Genomic DNA, 17,382 nt, shown 5'->3' with positions numbered 1-17,382 from the left:
CCACCGGGTCGGTTCCTCGCTCGAGATCAACTCCCCATTCGACCCTGGGAGGGGTCGTCAGGGGAAGTGGGCGCGGGCTGCGGCGGAGTGTGTCGGTCCGGATCGGCCGGGACGGGGGAGAGGCGGTAGGCGCCGTCGTGGGCGACGACGCGGCCCGCCGTGGGCGGGGCGAAGTGGGTGCCCAGGAGGAGTGTGTCCGTGCCGGCGAGTGAACCGAGCAGGGTCCGGCGCGTGCGCTCGGACGCCTGCGGGTCGATGTCGACGCAGGCGCCGACGGCGGGGTGTGCGAGCTGTACGGGGTGGTGGACGCAGTCGCCGGTGATGAGCGCCGTGCCGCCGTGGTCCGCGAGTTCGACGGCCACGTGGCCCGGGGTGTGTCCCGGCGTGGGCAGCAGCCGCAGGCCGGGGGCGACGGTGATCCCCTCGGCGGGGACGTCGACGAGGTCGAGCAGCCCCGCCTCCTCCACCGGGAGCACGGAGTCCCGGAACATCTGCTCGCGCGCCTCGTCCATGTCGTACGCGGCCCAGAACTCCCGCTCCGCGCGGGAGACCAGGTAACGGGCTCGCGGGAAGGCGGGTACCCAGGCGCCGTCCACCTTCCGTGTGTTCCAGCCGACGTGGTCCGCGTGCAGGTGGGTGAGGATCACCAGGTCGACCGAGTCCGGCGGGAATCCGGCGGCGGTGAGGGTGTGCAGGTAGTCGGTGCTCAGGTGGTGCCATGCGGGGTTGGCCCGCTCCTTGTCGTTGCCGATACCGGTGTCGACGAGGACGCGCAGGCCGCCGACGGTGAAGGCGAAGGTGTGGCTGTCGAGGCGGAGGGTGCCGTCGGCGTCCGCGAAGTGCGGGTGCAGCCAGTCCTGTTCGACGACGAGGTCCGGGGTGGCGCCGGGCAGCAGCCACGGTCCCGTGGCGGGCGGCAGGGGTGTCTCGTCGATGCGGTGGACGGTGATGTCACCGACGGTCCAGGAGGGGGTCGTGGTCATGAGAGGGCTTCCCAGGAGGTCGCGGCGGGCATTAAAAGCTAACTGTTTGCGTTAGTGGGACCGTAGGCGCTACGGTCCCACTAACGCAAATGATTAGCGTTTGGAGTGCAAGGGAGAACCGTCCATGTCCGAACCCGAGCGGCATGCCGAGGCCGTCGCCGCCACCGCCGAGCACATCCGTTCCGTCGTCTCGGTCCTGCGGGAGCTGGACTTCGGCGACACCCCGCCCGCCCTCGCCTACCGCGCGGAACAGTCGCGGTCGCCGGAACAGGAGAAGCCCGTTGCAGCCGTATGAGATGTCCCTGAGTGAGGCCGCGGACGCGATCGGGCAACGGCGTCTGTCACCCGTCGAGTTGACGGATTCCGTCCTGACCCGCGTCGCGCAGGTGGAGCCCGGGCTCGGGGCCTATGTCACGGTCACCGCGGACCACGCCCGTGCCTCGGCACGCGCGGCCGAACGCGAGATCGCGGCCGGGCGCCGTCGCGGCCCGCTGCACGGCATTCCCATGGGGCTCAAGGACATGATCGACGTCGCGGGCGTGCCGACGACGGCCAGCTCCCGGGTGCGGGCCGGTCATCGCGCGGAAACCGACAGCGCGGTCGCCGCCCGCCTGGCGCAGGCCGGTGCCGTACTGCTGGGCAAGACGCACACGCACGAGTTCGCGTACGGCCTGACCACTCCGCAGACCAGCAACGCATGGGACGCCGAACGCGTCGCCGGCGGCTCCAGCGGCGGATCCGCCGTGGCCGTCGCCGCGGGCATGGCGACCTTCGCGCTGGGCACCGACACGGGTGGTTCGATCCGCGTGCCCGCCGCGCTCAACGGTGTCGTCGGCCTGAAACCGACCTACGGTCTGGTGCCCCGCCGCGGTGTCACCTCACTGTCCTGGTCCCTTGACCACGTCGGCCCGATCACGCGCACCGTCGAGGACGCGGCGCTGGTCCTGAACGCGCTGGTCGGCCACGACCCGTACGACCCGGCCTCGCTCGATGTCCCGTCCGCGGACCATCGGCCCCGTGCGGACGGGCGTCTCGAGGGGCTGCGCGTCGGAGTGCCGAGGACCTACTACTTCGACCACGTCCACCCCGAAGTGGAGGCCGAAGTCCGGTGCGCCATCGACCGGTTGGCGTCCCTCGGTGCGCAGCTCGTCGAGGTCGACATCCCGATGACGCGCTACGTGCGGGCCACGCAGTGGGGGCTGATGGTCCCCGAGGCGACCGCGTACCACGAGAGCACCCTGCGGGCGGCCCCCGAGCTCTACCAGGCCGACGTCCGCACCCTGCTCGAAGCGGGCGAGGCGATGAATGCCGGGGACTATCTGCGCGCCCAGCGCTCGCGGACGCTGATGCGGGAGGAGTGGGCCCGTGTACTGCGGCAGGTCGACGTGGTCGCCGCCCCCGCGGTCCCGATGACCGCCGTCGAGGCCTCCCAGGAGACGATCACCTGGGCCGACGGCACCGTGGAAGCGGTGTCCGACGCCTACGTACGCCTGTCGTCCCCCGCCAACATCACCGGCATCCCCTCCCTGTCCGTACCGGTCGGCCACGATGCGGCCGGGCTGCCCATCGGCATGCAGCTGCTCGGCCGCCCCCTCGGCGAGCACACCCTCCTGCGGGTCGGACACACCTATGAGCGCACCCGTCCCGCCCGCGCGCTCGCCCCTGCGGCACGAGGAAACCGCGAATCCGTAGACGCAACGATGTCGCTCTAGCATGGGTCCCATGAGCAGGCAGATGGCACGCCCCGGCGGGCGCAGCGCCCGGGTCCAGGCGTCCGTGCACGAGGCCGTGCGCGCACTCGCCGCCGAGGTGGGCAGGGACGCGGTGACGGTGCCGCTGGTCGCCCAGCGCGCGGGCGTGACACCGTCGACGATCTACCGGCGCTGGGGAGACCTCCAGGCGCTCCTGTCCGACGTGGCGGTCGAGCGGCTGCGGCCCGAAACGGAGCCGGAGAACCACGGCAGCCTCTCCGGTGACCTGACGGCCTGGGCCGAGCAGTTCCTCGACGAGATGGCCTCACCCGCGGGGCGTGCCTACATCCGCGACGCCCTGCTCGGCGACCCGGACGGCAGCAACGCGGGCCAGTGCTCCGCCTACGCCGCCGAACAGATCGACGTCGTCCTCGCCCGTGCGAAGGCGCGCGGGGAGCGGACACCCGACGTCGAGACGGTCATCGACCGCGTCGTCGCACCCCTCATGTACCGGATCCTCTTCCGCCCGCACGGCCTCGACGCCGCGTACGCCCGCCGCCTCATGGGGGAGACGCTCGAAGCGGCGGGCCCGGCGACCTGACCGTCCGTCCCACCTCCGCCCGCAGCTTCACGAACTCCGGCAGCCCCCGCGTCGTGATCTGGTCGCGTTCCACGGGGAGTTGGACCCGCAGGTCGAGCGCGATACCGGAGTCGGGGGCAGGTGAGAGGACGACCACGCGGTCGCCGAGGTAGACGCTCTCGTCGATGTCGTGCGTGACGAACACGATCGTGGCGCCGTCGGTGCGGTGGACGTCGAGGAGGAGGTCCTCCAGGTCCTCGCGGGTCTGCGCGTCGAGGGAGCCGAACGGCTCGTCCATGAGGAGCAGCGAGGGGCGGACCACCAGCGCACGGGCGATCGCGACCCGTTGCTGCATGCCGCCGGAGAGCTGCCAGGGGTGGCGGCGGGCCGAGGCTTCGAGGCCGACACGGGCCAGGATGCGGTCGGCCGCGGCGCGCCGCTCGGCGCGGCGCAGGCCCTGGCGGCGCAGCGGCAGTGCCACGTTGTCGCGGACCGTGAGCCAGGGGAGCAGGGAGCGGCCGTAGTCCTGGAACACGATCGCGAGGCGGTCGGGCACCCCGGTGACCGGGGAGCCGTCGAGCGTGATCGTGCCCTCCTGGACGGGGAGCAGCCCCGCGATCGTGCGCAGCAGCGTCGACTTTCCGCAGCCCGACGGGCCCACGACACACAGGAGTTGGCCGCTCGGAACGGTCAGCGACACATCGTGCAGGACGCGATGGGAGCCGTAGGACCGGCTGATGGCGGTGAGGCGCAGCAGGTGGGGTCCTTCCTCCTCGCCCAGGTGTGTCGTCATGTCGCCCTCCCCGTGCCGAGCACGCGTTTCTCGATGGCCAGCAGGCCGGTGTTGAGCAGATAGCCGAGGACGCCGAGCAGGGCGAGCGCCGCCCACACGGTGAGCAGGTCCGAGCGTGACTGGGCGTCGGTGAGGACGAAGCCGATCCCGTTCTCGGTGCCCGGCAGCAGCTCCGAGAACACCATGAGGATCAGCGCGAGCGACAGGCTGAGCCGCAGCCCGGCGAAGATGCGGGGGAGCGCGGACGGCACGACGACGTACCAGAGCCGCTCGGCCGTGGTGAGCCGCAGCGCGGCGGCGACCTCCAGGCGCAGCGGATCCGTGTTGCGGGCGCCCTCCGCCGTGTTCACGAGCACCGGCCACACGGCGCTGAACACGATCGACGTGATCTGCATCGGCGTACCGAAGTCGAGGACCACGACGAAGACCGGGACCAGGGCGGGCGGCGGGACGGCCCGCGCGAATTGCAGCACCGGATCGCACAGCGCGTACACACGGCGGGAGCGGCCGATCGCCACGCCGAGCACGATCCCGGCGAGGGCCGCGAGCAGGAATCCGGCGGCCATCCGGCCGAGGCTCGGGCCGATGGTGTCGAACGCGGCGTCGGTGAGGAACACATGGGAGACCGGTCCCGAGAACCACAGCTCGTAGGCGTGGCGCGCGATGCGTGACGGGGGCGGGAAGAAGACACTGCCGTGCGCGCGGGCCGACACCTCCCAGAGCGCGACGGCGAGCGCGAGTACGGGCCAGCGGAGCAGGGCGCCGGTCCGAGGGCGCACAACATGCGTACGTGGAAGGCGTGTTGGCGCCTGGAGCGGCCGCGTCACGTCCGCACCGTCCGCCGCTCGGGCGTCCACGGGAACAGCCGCCGTTCGCCCCACACCAGTACGCCATTGATGAGCACACCGAGTACGCCCGCCCACACCACGCCCGCGAGCACGTCCCGGTTGCCGTCCGTGGCCTGCTGGGCCTGGGCGATGAAGATGCCGAGGCCCTCGCCGAACCCGGACAGGAGTTCCGTGGCGACGGCCACCACGAGCGCGACGGCCGCCGAGATGCGGATGCCCGCGGCGATGAACGGCGCCGCGCCGACCAGCTCGACACGCAGCAGCACCGCGGCCCGGCCGAAGCCGAAGGCGCGCAGCGTGTCCTTGGCCAGCGGATCGCTCTCGCCGAGGCCGTACATCGTGTTGAACAGGATCGGCCACACCGATGCGTACGTGACGAGCGCGACCTCCGTCTCGGTGCCGGAGCCGAGCAGCAGCGACACCAGCGGGATCAGCGCCACCGACGGCAGCGGCCGCAGGAACTCCACGACGGCGCGGACCGCGGCGTCGACCACGGGCACGCTCCCGAGCAGCAGGCCGGCCGGCACGGCGATCGCGCAGGCGAGCGCGAGCCCGAGCACCCAGGCGCGCAGCGTGGCACCGACCCCGTCGAGGAACACGGAGTCGCCCGCGAGCCGGACGGCGCGGGCCAGGATCTCGGACGCCGGCGGCAGATACTCGCGCCGCACGATCCCCGCGCGGGACACCGCCTCGCACACGCCGAAGGCCAGCAGCACGCCGAGGATGCCGAGCCCGGCGTCCCGGCGGCCGCGCCCGCTCATTCGACGACGAGCGTCGACGGGTCGACGGTCTTCTTCAACAGCCCCTGTTTGTGCATGAGTTCGGTGAGGCGGCGCAGCTGTGCCACATCGGTCCGCGTCGGATACGCGGGCAGCCCCATCGACTCGGCCTGCGCGGACTTCACCTTGCTGTACGTGGGTACCACCTTGCGGACGACGGCCGGATCCGCGTCGGCGATCTTCGACGCGGCCTCGATGGCACGCTTGAACTTGGCGGCGGTGTCCGGGTTCCGCTTCGCGTACGCGGCGGTGGTGACGTACCCGCTGATGGGCAGCGACTCGACGGGGCTCGCGGCGCCGTCGACGAGGACCCGGGCCTTCAGGCCGTGCTGGATCGCGCCGTCGAAGGGCTCGACGACATGCACCGCGTCGACCTGACCCTTCTCCAGCGCGGCCCCCATCTGCGGGAACGCGATCTGCCGGTACGCGGGCCTGCCGGCGCCCCGCTTGTCCAGGATCGCGTCCAGCGTCAGCGTCTGGATGTTGTTGAGGATGTTGACGGCGACCTTCTTGCCCTTGAGGTCGTCCGCGCTCTTGATGGGGGAGTCCTTGGGCACCAGGACGTCCATCATGTGCGGCGCCGTCCGCACGCCCTCCGCGAGGATCCGCACGTCGAGCGTGCCCTTCTCCTGGGCTTGGAGGAAGGTCACGTAGTTCGCGCTCGCGATGACGTCGACCTGCCCCTTGGACAGGGCGGGCAGCGCCTGGATGCTCTGCTGCACGGGCTGGATGCGGACATCCAGCCCTTCCTTCTTGAACAGCCCGCGGTCGCGGGCGATGTAGAGCGCCGCCGAGTCCGTCAACGGCAGCGCGGCGACGGTGACCTGGGTGTCCTGGCCGCCGCCCGCACCGTCCGACCCGCTGTCCCCGCACGCCGTCATCGTTAAGGCAAGTGTGGTGACGGCCACCGCCGCCCCGACCGTTCGCGTCTTTCCCTGACGTAACGTCACAATCATTGCCTATCAGGTGATTGACGATGATCGCCACAGGGCGTGCGCCGCCGTCACCGGATCACTGCTGGTCGCGGCGGAGCAGCAGATTCATGGCGGTGAGGGTCAGTACGGTCTCGCCGTCCTGCTGGAGGACCTCGACGTCGGTGTGGACGAGGCCCCGGTCGGGCTTGCTGCGCGAGGGGCGGGCCGCGCGGACCGTGGTGCGGATCGAGAGGCTGTCGCCGGGGCGGACCGGGCGCGGCCAGCGCAGTTCGTCGATACCGGGCGAGGCCAGGCTCGCGACCTTGCTGACGTAGTGGTCGGCGTACAGCCGCATCATCACCGAGGCGGTGTGCCAGCCACTGGCGATGAGCCCGCCGAAGGGGCCTGTGGCGGCCGCCTCGGGATCGGTGTGGATGTCCTGCGTGTCGAACTCCCCTGCGAAGCGCAGGATGGCCTGCTCGGTGACGGTGATGCTGCCGAAGGTGTAGGTCGATCCGGGGACGTAGTCCTCGAAGTACCGCTTCTCGACGGGGGTGTTGAAGTCGGGGCCGATGGCGTGCGTCGATGAGGTGGTCATCGGGCGCACGTTAGCGGACGGGCGCGCTTCGTGCGGCGGGAGCGGGCCGGGTCGCCCGCCGCCGGTCACGCGGTGCCCTCGCCGCCGAAGCGTCGGCGGAACTCCTCGGTGAGCGTGCCGCCGGCCGCCGCCACCAGCTGTCCGACGACCGGGTGGACGACGAGGCTGGTGACCGCGCCCGCGAGTGCGGGCAGATGGCGGGCGAACCAGCGGCGTACGTACTCCATGGTGGAGAGGTCGGGTTCCGGCGCGGTCGCGGACTCCTCCAGTTCGTCGAGGAGTTCCCCGGCCCGCTCGGGGGCGCCGTCGGGCAGCAGCGCGCGGACGCGGGCGAACTCGGCGCGCAGCTCGGCCAGTTGCTGCTCGGTCACGGCGGCCTGGGCGGTGGGGCCCGCCACCTGGGAGACGGTGTTGTCGCGGCCGACGACCACCTGGCCCGAGACACCGCCTTCGGTCCGGATCTCGTAGTGGTCGCCGTCTGGTGTGCGGGACATGGGCTCTCCTCAGTCGATGCCCGGGGCGGGCCCGGAGGGTGGTTCCGTGCCGGAAAGGGTGGGGGAGGGAGGCGGCGAGGGCGGCGTCGTGGTGGAGGGCGGGCCGGTGGGGCCGGCGACGGCCGACCCGGCCACCTGCATCGACACGTCCTGTTGCCCCGCGTCGTCGGGCATGGTGACCAGCGCCTTGTACGCGCCCGGCTTCTTGGGTGCGAAGGTGACCTGGAAGACGCAGTCGTGCGAGCCGCCCGCGGGCGGGCACGAGGTCAGGGCGGTCTTCCAGTTGGCGGGGTCGCTGGACCTCAGGGCCTGCTCGTCGTCGCACTTGAGCCACGAGGTGAAGTGGACGGTCTCGGTCTTCGAGTCGCCGATCTGGACGGCGCCGAAGTCCCGTGCGGGCAGCCCGACCGGTGGGCAGTCGCCCGAGCCGGGCGGGGGTGCGGAGCCGCGCGGACCTGTGGGGGCCGTGGTCGTGGGGGACGGCTGTGGCGTCGGGCTCGCGCTCGTGCTCGGGGTCGTGGGCGAGTCGGTGGGGCTCGTGGAGGACAGCCGGGTCAGTGGAGAGGCGATGCTCGGGGTGCCGTTCACCGCCACCGGAGTGCCGCCGCCGGCCAGGGTCGCGGCGCCCACCGCCACGCCCGCCGCCGCCAGGACGCCACCGGCGCCGACCGCCACGGGGTGCGACGAGACGGCGTGGTGCAGGGAGTGGCGTGCCCGGTGGATCCCGCGGCCCGGTGGGCGTGGCGGCCCGGCGCCGATCGGGCTGCCCGCACCGGGCGGGCCGCTCGGGACGGCCGGGCCGCCCTGGCCCGGCCCCGGTACTCCCTGGCCGCCGACCCCACCCCCACCCCCGCCACCCGCGTGCGCCGCCGCGTATCCGACGCCCCCGCCCCCTCCGAGGAGCCCCGAGGACGCCGTGCTCAGCGCGACGGCCCGTACGTGCACCTCGTGGGCGAAGTACGACTCATCCGCCACGGCGCCCAGGAACTGGGCCGCCGCCCGGCCGTAGCGCAGGACCTGGCCCCACACGCCCCAGTGCAGCGAGAGCGCGAGCAGCGGGGCCGCGGCCCGCGCGAGGTCCCGCACGCCCCGGTGGTCCTCGATCATGGCCAGATTCCCCAGGACCCGCCGGATGGCCGCGGCCTCGGCGCACGCCTCCTGCCGGGTGGCGCGGGTCCGCAGCCAGTGGGTGAGGGCGGGCGCGAGCTGGGCGGCGCCGGGCAGCGCCCCGGACTGCTGGGCGACGAGCACGGCGAACGGCCCGCAGGGGCAGAGGTCGTCGCCGTCGGCCTCGACCAGGCGCAGCGCCGTGAGTTCGGCGAGCGCCGCCGGATCGGGACGTACCCCGAGCGCCGCCAGCAGGACGGGTGAGCAGGGCAGCGGGGCGAGGATGCACAGGGGACGCAGCAGCCCGACCGCCCGTTCCGAAAGGCGGGCCGCGGTGCCGACGGCGAGAGCGGTGTCGTCGACCGGAAAGAATCCGGCCGGCCGGGGCGGGCCGCCGTGGGCGCTCCGCCCCTGCCCGGCGTTGAACGCGGCGGCGGCCTGCACGACGGTCTGCGGGTGCCCGTGGACGGCCGCGATCAGGTGCCGGGCCGCGTCGGCCGCGGGCCCGGTCGGATACCGGCCCACCTCGCGGGCCAGCAGCTCGAACGCCTGCTGTTCGTGCAGCCCCTCAAGGCGCAACGGGCGGGCGTCGGGCCGCTCGATGCGGTCCACGGCGGCCGTGAGCAGTCGGCAGCCCGGGGTCGCCTCGATCAGCGCGCCCAGATCCTCGGGGGAGACCTGGAGGTCGTCGACGACGAGGACCAGGTGGAGGTCGCCCAACAGCTGCCGAAGGGTGGCGGGCTCGGGCTTGTAGCCCTCGCAGGGGCGGCCGTCGGGAAGCTCGTAGCAGGCCTGGAAGATCTCCTGGAGCAGATCCTCCGTCGTCCTGTCGGCAGCGTGGAGGTGGAGGACGGGCCGGCCCAGCGCGAGCTGCTCCGCGGCGCAGCGGCGCAACAGCGCGCTCTTGCCGATGCCGGGCGGACCGAAGACCTGAACCCGCAGGCCCGCCTCCAACCAGGCGCCGATCGCGGCGAGTTCGTCGCCGCGACCGATCGGCGTCTCGCCCTGCCCGCGGATCGCGGAGCCGCCCGGATACGGGCGCGCCCGGAGCCGCAGTAGGGGCGGCCCCTCGGGCCGGTAGGCGACGTACGCGCCCTGTTCGGCATTGATGACGACGTTGTTGCGGCCGACGACGACCTGCCCGTTCACTTCCCCGCGTACGTCGACCCTGCCCACATCCCCCATGGGCTCGTCCTTCCCCCGTTGCGCCTTGACAGCGTTCTACGCCGACCGGACGCCCCCTTCAAGGCAGTTACGGCAGATAGGGGCAAGGGGTGGAAATCGGGGCGGAAGTGGGGGTGGTGTCGCTCCCGGAGGTGGGCTGGGGCCGACGCCCGCGTGCAGCGTGGGCCGTGAGGTCTAGCGGAGGCTCTCCCCGTGCGCGGGCTCCGGACTGTTCCGGAGCCGCTCTTCCAGCGCCTCCAGCAGGCCGGGCAGATCGGGGGCGACGGCGAGGTCGTCCAGCGTCGCCGTGGGAAGCAGGCCGGAGTCGGCGATGCCGCGCAGGGCGCCGAGCAGCGGCGTCCAGAAGCCCCCGGCATCGAGGAAGCCGACGGGCTTGGCGTGGAAGCCGAGCTGGCGCCAGGACCACACCTCGAAGATCTCCTCCAGCGTGCCGAGTCCGCCGGGCAGGGCGACGAAGGCGTCGGCGTGATCGGCCATGAGCGCCTTGCGCTCGTGCATGGAGTCGCACAGGAGCAGCCGCGACACGCCCTCGTGTGCCCACTCCCGCTCGACCATGCTGCGCGGCATGACACCGATGACCTCGCCGCCGGCCTTCAGCGTGCTGTCCGCTATCGCGCCCATCAGGCCCCGGCGGCCACCGCCGTAGACGAGCCCGATCCCGCGGCGGGCCAGCTCCGCGCCCACGTGGACGGCCAGTTCGGTGTGGGCCGGGTCGGTTCCGCCGGAAGAGGCGAGAAAGACGGCGAGGCGGCGCATGGGCATCTCCGGATCGATCGCGACGGGGGCTCCGGTCTACCACGGGCGCGGTGCGGCGGACCCGCCGAACCCTGTACTTCGAGTGACTCAATATCTGTGTCCGCGCGATGAGGGTTTTGCCGACCATGTAGGGAGAGTTTTTGGGAGGGCGGAAAAACCGAAATTCCGTGGTGGGTGCAGGCTGTTCTTGCGTGCTACTGTCGTTCCTAGTTGCAGTTGTGGTTCCCAAGACTTCAGGTGCTCCCAACTGCTCTTGCGGCTGGGAGTGCTCGTACTTTTCCGGTCATTTTCCGGTCGGGGCAATCATCGCGGCGACACGGTGTTCGCACGGTGCGGATTCCGATGTACTGCCCCAAAGGAGATATGACATGGCTACTGGAACCGTGAAGTGGTTCAACTCGGAAAAGGGCTTCGGCTTCATCGAGCAGGACGGTGGCGGCGCCGACGTCTTCGCCCACTACTCGAACATTGCCGCCCAGGGCTTCCGTGAGCTGCTCGAGGGCCAGAAGGTGTCCTTCGACATCGCCCAGGGCCAGAAGGGCCCGACGGCCGAGAACATCGTTCCGGCCTGACACTGACGCGTTTTTTGCAGCTGGGGCCCGCATCCTTCGGGGTGCGGGTCCCGGCTGCATTTCCGCATCCGGACCCGCGTGGGTTTCCGCCGGCCGGCTCTGCTTGCTTCAACCATCGGTCCATACTTGTAATTCTCCATGCCGCTCATCGCTGCGGGAATTCCTTGATATGCGCCGCATCGAGGAAGGTTCCGCATGAACCGCACACGTACAAACGACCGTTCTGCCCGTACCCGTGGTGGTAATTCCTACGCCGGAAAGGGTGGCAGCCGCTTCGGCTCCTCGGCGCCGCGCCGTTCCGGCGGACCTGCCCGCTCCGGCGGTCACGGTCGTCGGCCCGCTGCGGTGCAGGGTGAGTTCGCGCTGCCCGAGACGGTCACCGCGGCGTTGCCCGCGGTGGAGAGTTTCGCCGCTCTCGGGATGCCGGAGCAGTTGCTGGCCGAGCTCGGCCGGCAGGGGGTCAGCGTGCCGTTCCCGATCCAGGGCGCGACGCTGCCGAACTCCCTGGCCGGGCGGGACGTCCTGGGGCGCGGGCGCACCGGCTCCGGCAAGACGTTGGCGTTCGGGCTGGCGCTGCTGGCCCGCACCGCCGGACAGCGTGCCGAGCCCCGCCGGCCGCTGGGACTGATTCTGGTGCCCACGCGCGAGCTGGCCCAGCAGGTGACGGACGCCCTCACGCCCTATGCCCGCGCCGTCAGGCTGCGGCTGGCCACGGTCGTGGGCGGCATGTCGATCGGCCGGCAGGCCAGTGCGCTGCGGGGCGGGGCCGAGGTCGTCGTCGCGACCCCGGGCCGGCTCAAGGACCTCATCGACCGTGGCGACTGCCGCCTGGAGCAGGTCGGCATCACGGTGCTCGACGAGGCCGACCAGATGGCCGACATGGGGTTCATGCCGCAGGTCACCGCGCTGCTCGACCAGGTGCGTGCGGAGGGGCAGCGGATGCTGTTCTCCGCCACCTTGGACCGCAATGTCGACCTGCTGGTGCGCCGCTACCTCAGCGACCCGGTCGTGCACTCGGTCGACCCGTCGGCCGGTGCGGTCACCACGATGGAGCACCACGTCCTGCACGTGCACGGCGCCGACAAGCACGCCGCCACCACGCAGATCGCCGCCCGCGACGGCCGCGTGATCATGTTCCTCGACACCAAGCACGCCGTCGACCGGCTCACCCGGGACCTGCTCAACAGCGGGGTGCGGGCGGCCGCGCTGCACGGCGGCAAGTCCCAGCCGCAGCGCACCCGCACCCTGACCCAGTTCAAGACGGGAGACGTCAGCGTCCTCGTCGCCACCAACGTCGCCGCCCGCGGCATCCACGTCGACAACCTGGACCTCGTCGTCAACGTCGACCCGCCGACCGACCACAAGGACTACCTCCACCGCGGCGGGCGCACCGCCCGTGCCGGTGAGTCCGGCAGCGTCGTCACGCTCGTCACCCCGAACCAGCGCCGGTCCATGGTCCGCCTCATGTCGGACGCCGGGATCCGGCCCCAGACCACCCCGGTCCGCTCCGGCGACGAGGCCCTGCACCGCATCACCGGCGCCCAGGCCCCCTCCGGCGTCCCGGTCGTCATCGCCGCACCGGTCACCGAACGCCCCAAGCGCGGCGGCTCCTCCCGCGGCCGGCGCCGCCCCACTTCCGCCGCGCGACGCGCCCCCGCCCGCAAGCCCGCCGCATAGCATCTTCGCGATCAGCAAGCCGACCCCACTCCGCAGGAGGCACCTTTGACGCTGGTTCAGACGCAGTTTCGCCCCGCGACCGCCGACTCCGTGCACCGACACGTGACCGAAGCGGTCGGCCGGGCCGGGCCCCAGGTCCGTGACGACATGAGTGTCGAGGTGGCGCTCTCCGTCATGGCCGCCGCCCGGACGCGCCGGTTGGTCGTCTGCGATCAGGACGACCAGGGCATCGGCCTGGTCACCCGGGCCGGCCTCACGGCCGTTCGCGACAGCTCCGCCTACACGGACCGCGTCTGCCTGCGCGATCTCCTGGACGAGCAGGGCACGGCATCGCCGGCCTTCGTCCTTTCCCGTTGAACCCGTCCCTCTCCGGCCGAACCGTTCTTCCCTACCCCTGTGAGGACCCATGCGCTGCGTCATCGCCCGCTTCCCGTTCGATCTCACCAAGAACGGCGTGCTGGAATCGATGAAGGGCATCAAGCCCGAACCGACCACCGGTGAAACCGTGACCATCGGTCGCCGTCAGTACCCCGTCAAGCAGGTCGGCCAGGTCGTCACCCGCCAGGACCGTCGAGACTTCACCGCCGCCGAGGTCCTGCGGGCCATGACCAAGCTCGGCTTCACCTGCCACACCGCCCCCGAGCCGGCGCCCGCGCCCGCCCTCGACCCGATCGAGCGGGCCTCCGCGATGCTCGGCACCACCACGCCCGTCTGAACCGGCGAGCAGGGGTGCTGATACCCGAATGACAGTGGGGCCCGACCGGCATGCCGGTCGGGCCCCACTGTCATTCGGGTATCAGATGTTCTCGACCGCGGTCGCGGAGTCCCCCGAATCGGCGGTGCGGCGGTATTCGGCGTTGATCCGCTGCGCTTCCTCGAGCTGGTCCTCCAGAACGATGATGCGGCAGGCGGCCTCGATGGGCGTCCCCTGGTCGACGAGCTCCCGGGCGCGCGCGGCGATGCGCAACTGGTAGCGGGAGAAGCGGCGATGACCGCCTTCCGAGCGGAGCGGCGTGATGAGGCGGGCTTCGCCGATGGAGCGGAGGAAGCCCTGGGTGGTGCCGAGCATCTCGGCGGCCCGGCCCATGGTGTAGGCGGGGTAGTCGTCGTCGTCGAGACGCCCGAACGAGTCGTCTGCTGTCACTTGCACCTCTCTGTTGAACATGCTCAAGGGGCCCTGGTGCCGAACGGCACCAGGGCCCCGAAGGAACTACTACACCATCTGCCGGTCCTGATACTTCGCCGGCCTTCTGTTTCCGCCTGCCCGGACGTACTGCCGTCGGGGCCGCGGGGATCGCGGTTGCTTGACCGGAGACCACCTCACTATCGATGTCCTGCGGTACCCGGGATCCCACTTTCCGCCCGGGCGATCCTGATGGCGCTCGCTCCTCCGTTCTTTCTGGCTACGAGAGAAACCATAGCCAGGCCGCGTGCCAATGTCTACTCCAGCCGACATAGATTTTCGTGTGTTCGAGACGGAGTTAATCCGCATCGAACACGGAGTGGTGTCTGGCGCCCAGCGGCCGGGCGATTGCCCTCTGCCGCCCTTTTTTGATCGATCATTTCTCTGCCCTTGACGTGCCCGTCATGCCCAAGCAACATCCTCCTGCGCACAGTGATAGTGCTTATCACTCTATGAGAAGAGGTTCAGGTGAAGGCAGGGATCATCGGTCTGGGCGAAGCGGGCGCGCTCTATGCGGCCGGATTCGTGGAACAGGGCTGGCAGGTCGTCGGCTTCGACCCGGTCGACGTGCCGACGCCGGAAGGCGTCGAGCGGGCGGCCACGATCGAGGAAGCCGTGCGGGGCAGCGATCTCGTGCTGGGCCTCACCGGGGCGAAAGCCGCGCTCGCCGTGGCCGAGGAGGCCGCCGCGCATGTGCCCGCGACCGCCGTCTACGCGGACATGAACGCCGCGGCCCCGGAGCTGAAGAGGAAGATCGCCGCGGTCGTCGGGGCCGCGTCTTCCGCGGTGTTCGCCGATGTGTCAGTGATCGGTTCCGTCCCGAAGTACCGCCACCGCACCGCGCTCATGGCCAGCGGGCAGGGCGCCGCCGCGGTCGCCGAGCACTTCGGCGCGCTGGGCGCACCCGTCGAGGACCTCGGGGGCGACCCCGGCGCCGCCTCGGCGCGCAAGCTGCTGCGCAGCCTGTTCATGAAGGGGCTCGGCGCCGTCATCGTCGAGGCCGTGGACGCGGGGCGGGCCGCCGGTGACGAGGCGTGGGTCAGGCAGCAGGTCGCGGGCGAGCTGGCGGATGGCGACGCCACGCTGGAGCGGCTCTACCAGGGCACCCTCAAGCACGGCGAGCGGCGAGCCCGTGAGGTGGCCGCCGCCGCGGACCTCGTCGGTGAACTCGGCCTCGACGCGCGCCTCGCCGACGCCATCGGCCACGTGCACACCTTGGCCGCCCGCCCGGAAGGGCTGCGCGACACCTCGCGTGTCACCGCCGAACTGCTCGCCGGGTACGAAGGCCTGGCGACGGCGAACATCGGCGACGCCACCGACCGCCTCGGTCTCCTCGACTCCGGAATCAGCGCCCTGTGGTCCGGCGCCCGAACCGTAGGCCGCGCGCTCACCGTGTGGACCCGCGCCGGTGACAACCAGGCGCTGCACCAGGCCATCAAGATCGCTCAGCCGGGTGACATCATGGTCGTCAACGGGCAGGGGGACGTCTCCCGTGCCCTGGTCGGAGAGCTGATCGCCGAGCGTGCCCGGGCCCGTGGCGTGGTCGGCATGGTGCTCGACGGCGCCGCGCGCGACGTCGAGGTGCTCGCCGAGATGGGCTTCCCCGTCTGGGCGCGCGCGGTCACTCCGGCAGGCCCCTACAAGTTCGGTCCCGGCCATGTCGGGGTCCCGGTCGCCGTCGGCGGAGTCGTCTGCTCGCCCGGGGATCTCGTCGCGGCCGACGGGGACGGTGTGGCCGTCGTCCCGGCCGAGCGTGCGGCGACCGTGCTGGCCGCCGCCCGCGAGGTGGAGGCCGAAGAGGCGCGACGGCGCACCGACATCCGCGCCGCCGCCGCGGCCACGCCAGGAGGAACATCGTGATCGCCGTATGGGCACTGGGCTGCTACATCGCGGCCATCATCGTGTGGAACGCCGTCCTCAAGCGGAACATCGGCGAGGCACTCATCGTCGGCTTCCTCGTCACCGGCCTGTTCGCCGGCGGTGACATCGCCCATGTCATGTGGGACGGGCTGGTCGAGGCGATGCAGGAGGAGGTCACCTTCGCGGCCCTCGCCTTCGTCTTCATGAGCTATCTGCTCGCCCGCACCCCGGTCCTCGACCACCTCCTGGGCATCCTCAACTCGCTCCTCGGCAGGCTGCGCGGCGGCCCGATCTATACCTCGACCGTCGCGGCCGGACTCTTCGGGGCCATCGCGCACGTCGGCGCGGCGGTGACCGCGGCGGTCGGCTCGGTCACCATCCCGTGGATGAAGCGGTCGAACGTGAGCGGTGAACTCGCGGCCACCGTCGCCGCGGGCGGCGCCGGCATGGGAGTCACCTTCCCCTTCAGCTCGACCATGTTCATCCTCATGGGCTCGGCGGGTGTCGCCTCGATCGCCACCACCGACGACATCGTCCTGCCGCTCGCCCTCGGCGGGCTGTGGTGTCTCGGGTACCGGCTGGTCGCCGCGTTCGTCATGGTGCGCCGCCACAAGGTGCAGCCCATCGACCGCGCCGACCTGCTGCCCCTGCGGACCAGCCTCGGCGCGGGCTGGACCAGCCTGTTCCTGTTCGTGGCGATGGCGATACCCCTGGCGCTGACCAAGGGTCCCGTCGGCGCCGCGCTCGACGGCCACGTCGGCCTCGAACTGTCCGACGCGATCAGCCTCATCACCTGGATCCCCGTCCTCCTGATCGCCACCGTCCTCGTCCTCGGACGGCGCCACCTGCCCCGCTCGGGCCGCGAATGGTGGAACGTGCTCGGCGGCGCCGCCCCGCACTTCGGTGTCATCGGCGTCACGATCGTCGCGGCGTTCTCCGCCTCCAATGTCCTCGGCTCACTCGGGCTGCCCGAGCAACTGACCGAGCTGCTCGCCGGGGTGGAGGCACCGAAGTGGGTCATGGCCCTCATCGTCGGGGTGCTCGTCGTCGGCGTGGCCATCCCGCTGACGGCGTCCGCGACGATGGCCGCCATCGGGCCCGTCGCCGTGACCTCGCTGGTCGGCGCCGGAGTGCCCCCGGCCACCGCCTGCGTCGCGGTGCTCATCTTCGCGTCCACCGAGGGAGCCTCACCCCCGTCCGGGGCTCCCATCTACGTCGCCAGCGGCATCGCCGGCATCGACCCCGCCCGCACGTTCCTGCCGCTGGCCGCCTACTACTGCGTCCCCATCCTGCTCGTGGGCGCCGCGGTGGCCACTGGCGTCCTCCCCGTCTGACACCCTCCCCGACCCGCACGAACCGGAG

Annotated in this window: 19 protein-coding genes; 9 read left to right on the top strand and 10 right to left on the bottom strand. The window is 71.7% G+C overall.

Going from position 1 to position 17,382, the window contains the following annotated elements; translation table 11 throughout:
* Positions 1-26: 26 nt before the first annotated feature.
* On the bottom strand, positions 27-983 hold the full coding sequence (locus ACNYS0_RS03680; protein WP_422471180.1) for an MBL fold metallo-hydrolase: 957 nt from the start codon (positions 981-983) through the stop codon (positions 27-29).
* Between the two features lie 124 nt (positions 984-1,107).
* Between ACNYS0_RS03680 and ACNYS0_RS03675 the strand changes: the two genes are divergently transcribed.
* Genes ACNYS0_RS03675 through ACNYS0_RS03665 form a run of 3 tightly spaced genes read left to right on the top strand, consistent with a single transcriptional unit; the run spans position 1,108 to position 3,275 of the window.
* On the top strand, positions 1,108-1,278 hold the full coding sequence (locus ACNYS0_RS03675) for a hypothetical protein (RefSeq protein ID WP_422471179.1): 171 nt from the start codon (positions 1,108-1,110) through the stop codon (positions 1,276-1,278).
* On the top strand, positions 1,265-2,695 hold the full coding sequence (locus ACNYS0_RS03670; protein ID WP_422471178.1) for an amidase: 1,431 nt from the start codon (positions 1,265-1,267) through the stop codon (positions 2,693-2,695). Before ACNYS0_RS03675 ends, ACNYS0_RS03670 begins: the two co-directional genes overlap by 14 nt.
* A 10-nt stretch (positions 2,696-2,705) precedes the next feature.
* Positions 2,706-3,275 carry a TetR/AcrR family transcriptional regulator gene (locus ACNYS0_RS03665; protein WP_422471177.1) on the top strand — a complete coding sequence of 190 codons (570 nt, stop codon included), beginning with the start codon at positions 2,706-2,708 and terminating at the stop codon, positions 3,273-3,275.
* Here ACNYS0_RS03665 and ACNYS0_RS03660 read toward each other — a convergent pair.
* The 8 genes from ACNYS0_RS03660 to ACNYS0_RS03625 all read right to left on the bottom strand — a co-directional run bounded on the left by ACNYS0_RS03660 (position 3,235) and on the right by ACNYS0_RS03625 (position 10,728).
* On the bottom strand, positions 3,235-4,047 hold the full coding sequence (locus tag ACNYS0_RS03660; RefSeq protein WP_422471176.1) for an ABC transporter ATP-binding protein: 813 nt from the start codon (positions 4,045-4,047) through the stop codon (positions 3,235-3,237). The two genes, ACNYS0_RS03665 and ACNYS0_RS03660, sit on opposite strands and share 41 nt — an antisense overlap.
* The gene (locus tag ACNYS0_RS03655; RefSeq protein WP_422471175.1) at positions 4,044-4,826 is read right to left on the bottom strand and encodes an ABC transporter permease; all 783 of its coding nucleotides are present in this window, start codon (positions 4,824-4,826) and stop codon (positions 4,044-4,046) included. Before ACNYS0_RS03655 ends, ACNYS0_RS03660 begins: the two co-directional genes overlap by 4 nt.
* A gap of 44 nt (positions 4,827-4,870) precedes the next feature.
* Positions 4,871-5,656 (bottom strand): ABC transporter permease, encoded by a 786-nt coding sequence (locus ACNYS0_RS03650; RefSeq protein WP_422471174.1) that lies wholly within the window; start codon positions 5,654-5,656, stop codon positions 4,871-4,873.
* Positions 5,653-6,555: an ABC transporter substrate-binding protein gene (locus ACNYS0_RS03645; protein ID WP_422471173.1), complete on the bottom strand. Its 903-nt coding sequence runs from the start codon at positions 6,553-6,555 to the stop codon at positions 5,653-5,655. The genes ACNYS0_RS03650 and ACNYS0_RS03645 overlap by 4 nt, the downstream gene beginning before the upstream one ends.
* A gap of 130 nt (positions 6,556-6,685) precedes the next feature.
* The gene (locus ACNYS0_RS03640) at positions 6,686-7,186 is read right to left on the bottom strand and encodes a MaoC family dehydratase (protein ID WP_422471172.1); all 501 of its coding nucleotides are present in this window, start codon (positions 7,184-7,186) and stop codon (positions 6,686-6,688) included.
* A gap of 65 nt (positions 7,187-7,251) precedes the next feature.
* Positions 7,252-7,680, bottom strand: a complete 429-nt coding sequence (locus ACNYS0_RS03635) for a hypothetical protein (protein ID WP_422471171.1) — start codon at positions 7,678-7,680, stop codon at positions 7,252-7,254.
* Between the two features lie 9 nt (positions 7,681-7,689).
* The gene (locus tag ACNYS0_RS03630; RefSeq protein WP_422471170.1) at positions 7,690-9,972 is read right to left on the bottom strand and encodes a hypothetical protein; all 2,283 of its coding nucleotides are present in this window, start codon (positions 9,970-9,972) and stop codon (positions 7,690-7,692) included.
* 174 nt (positions 9,973-10,146) lie between these two features.
* On the bottom strand, positions 10,147-10,728 hold the full coding sequence (locus ACNYS0_RS03625; RefSeq protein ID WP_422471169.1) for an LOG family protein: 582 nt from the start codon (positions 10,726-10,728) through the stop codon (positions 10,147-10,149).
* A 368-nt stretch (positions 10,729-11,096) separates the two neighbouring features.
* On the opposite strand from ACNYS0_RS03625, the gene ACNYS0_RS03620 reads away from it, so the two are divergent.
* From ACNYS0_RS03620 to ACNYS0_RS03605, 4 genes are all read left to right on the top strand, one after another.
* Positions 11,097-11,300 carry a cold-shock protein gene (locus ACNYS0_RS03620; RefSeq protein ID WP_020119326.1) on the top strand — a complete coding sequence of 68 codons (204 nt, stop codon included), beginning with the start codon at positions 11,097-11,099 and terminating at the stop codon, positions 11,298-11,300.
* A gap of 195 nt (positions 11,301-11,495) precedes the next feature.
* On the top strand, positions 11,496-12,977 hold the full coding sequence (locus tag ACNYS0_RS03615; protein WP_422471168.1) for a DEAD/DEAH box helicase: 1,482 nt from the start codon (positions 11,496-11,498) through the stop codon (positions 12,975-12,977).
* Positions 12,978-13,022: 45 nt separating this feature from the next.
* Complete coding sequence (locus tag ACNYS0_RS03610; RefSeq protein WP_422471167.1) at positions 13,023-13,334, top strand: CBS domain-containing protein; 312 nt, start codon at positions 13,023-13,025, stop codon at positions 13,332-13,334.
* A gap of 49 nt (positions 13,335-13,383) precedes the next feature.
* Entirely contained in the window at positions 13,384-13,692 is a 309-nt protein-coding gene (locus tag ACNYS0_RS03605; protein WP_422412892.1) for an SCO5918 family protein, read from the top strand.
* 81 nt (positions 13,693-13,773) lie between these two features.
* Here ACNYS0_RS03605 and ACNYS0_RS03600 read toward each other — a convergent pair whose 3' ends face one another.
* Entirely contained in the window at positions 13,774-14,121 is a 348-nt protein-coding gene (locus ACNYS0_RS03600) for a MerR family transcriptional regulator (protein ID WP_422471166.1), read from the bottom strand.
* A 507-nt stretch (positions 14,122-14,628) separates the two neighbouring features.
* Here ACNYS0_RS03600 and ACNYS0_RS03595 point away from each other — a divergent pair.
* Entirely contained in the window at positions 14,629-16,020 is a 1,392-nt protein-coding gene (locus ACNYS0_RS03595) for an RraA family protein (protein ID WP_422471165.1), read from the top strand.
* Positions 16,017-17,354 (top strand): TRAP transporter large permease subunit, encoded by a 1,338-nt coding sequence (locus tag ACNYS0_RS03590; RefSeq protein WP_422471164.1) that lies wholly within the window; start codon positions 16,017-16,019, stop codon positions 17,352-17,354. The genes ACNYS0_RS03595 and ACNYS0_RS03590 overlap by 4 nt, the downstream gene beginning before the upstream one ends.
* The last annotated feature ends 28 nt before the right edge of the window (positions 17,355-17,382 follow it).

Source organism: Streptomyces anthophorae (genome assembly GCF_049310305.1).
Classification (GTDB): domain Bacteria; phylum Actinomycetota; class Actinomycetes; order Streptomycetales; family Streptomycetaceae; genus Streptomyces.
This window is presented reverse-complemented; position numbering and strand designations above follow the sequence as displayed.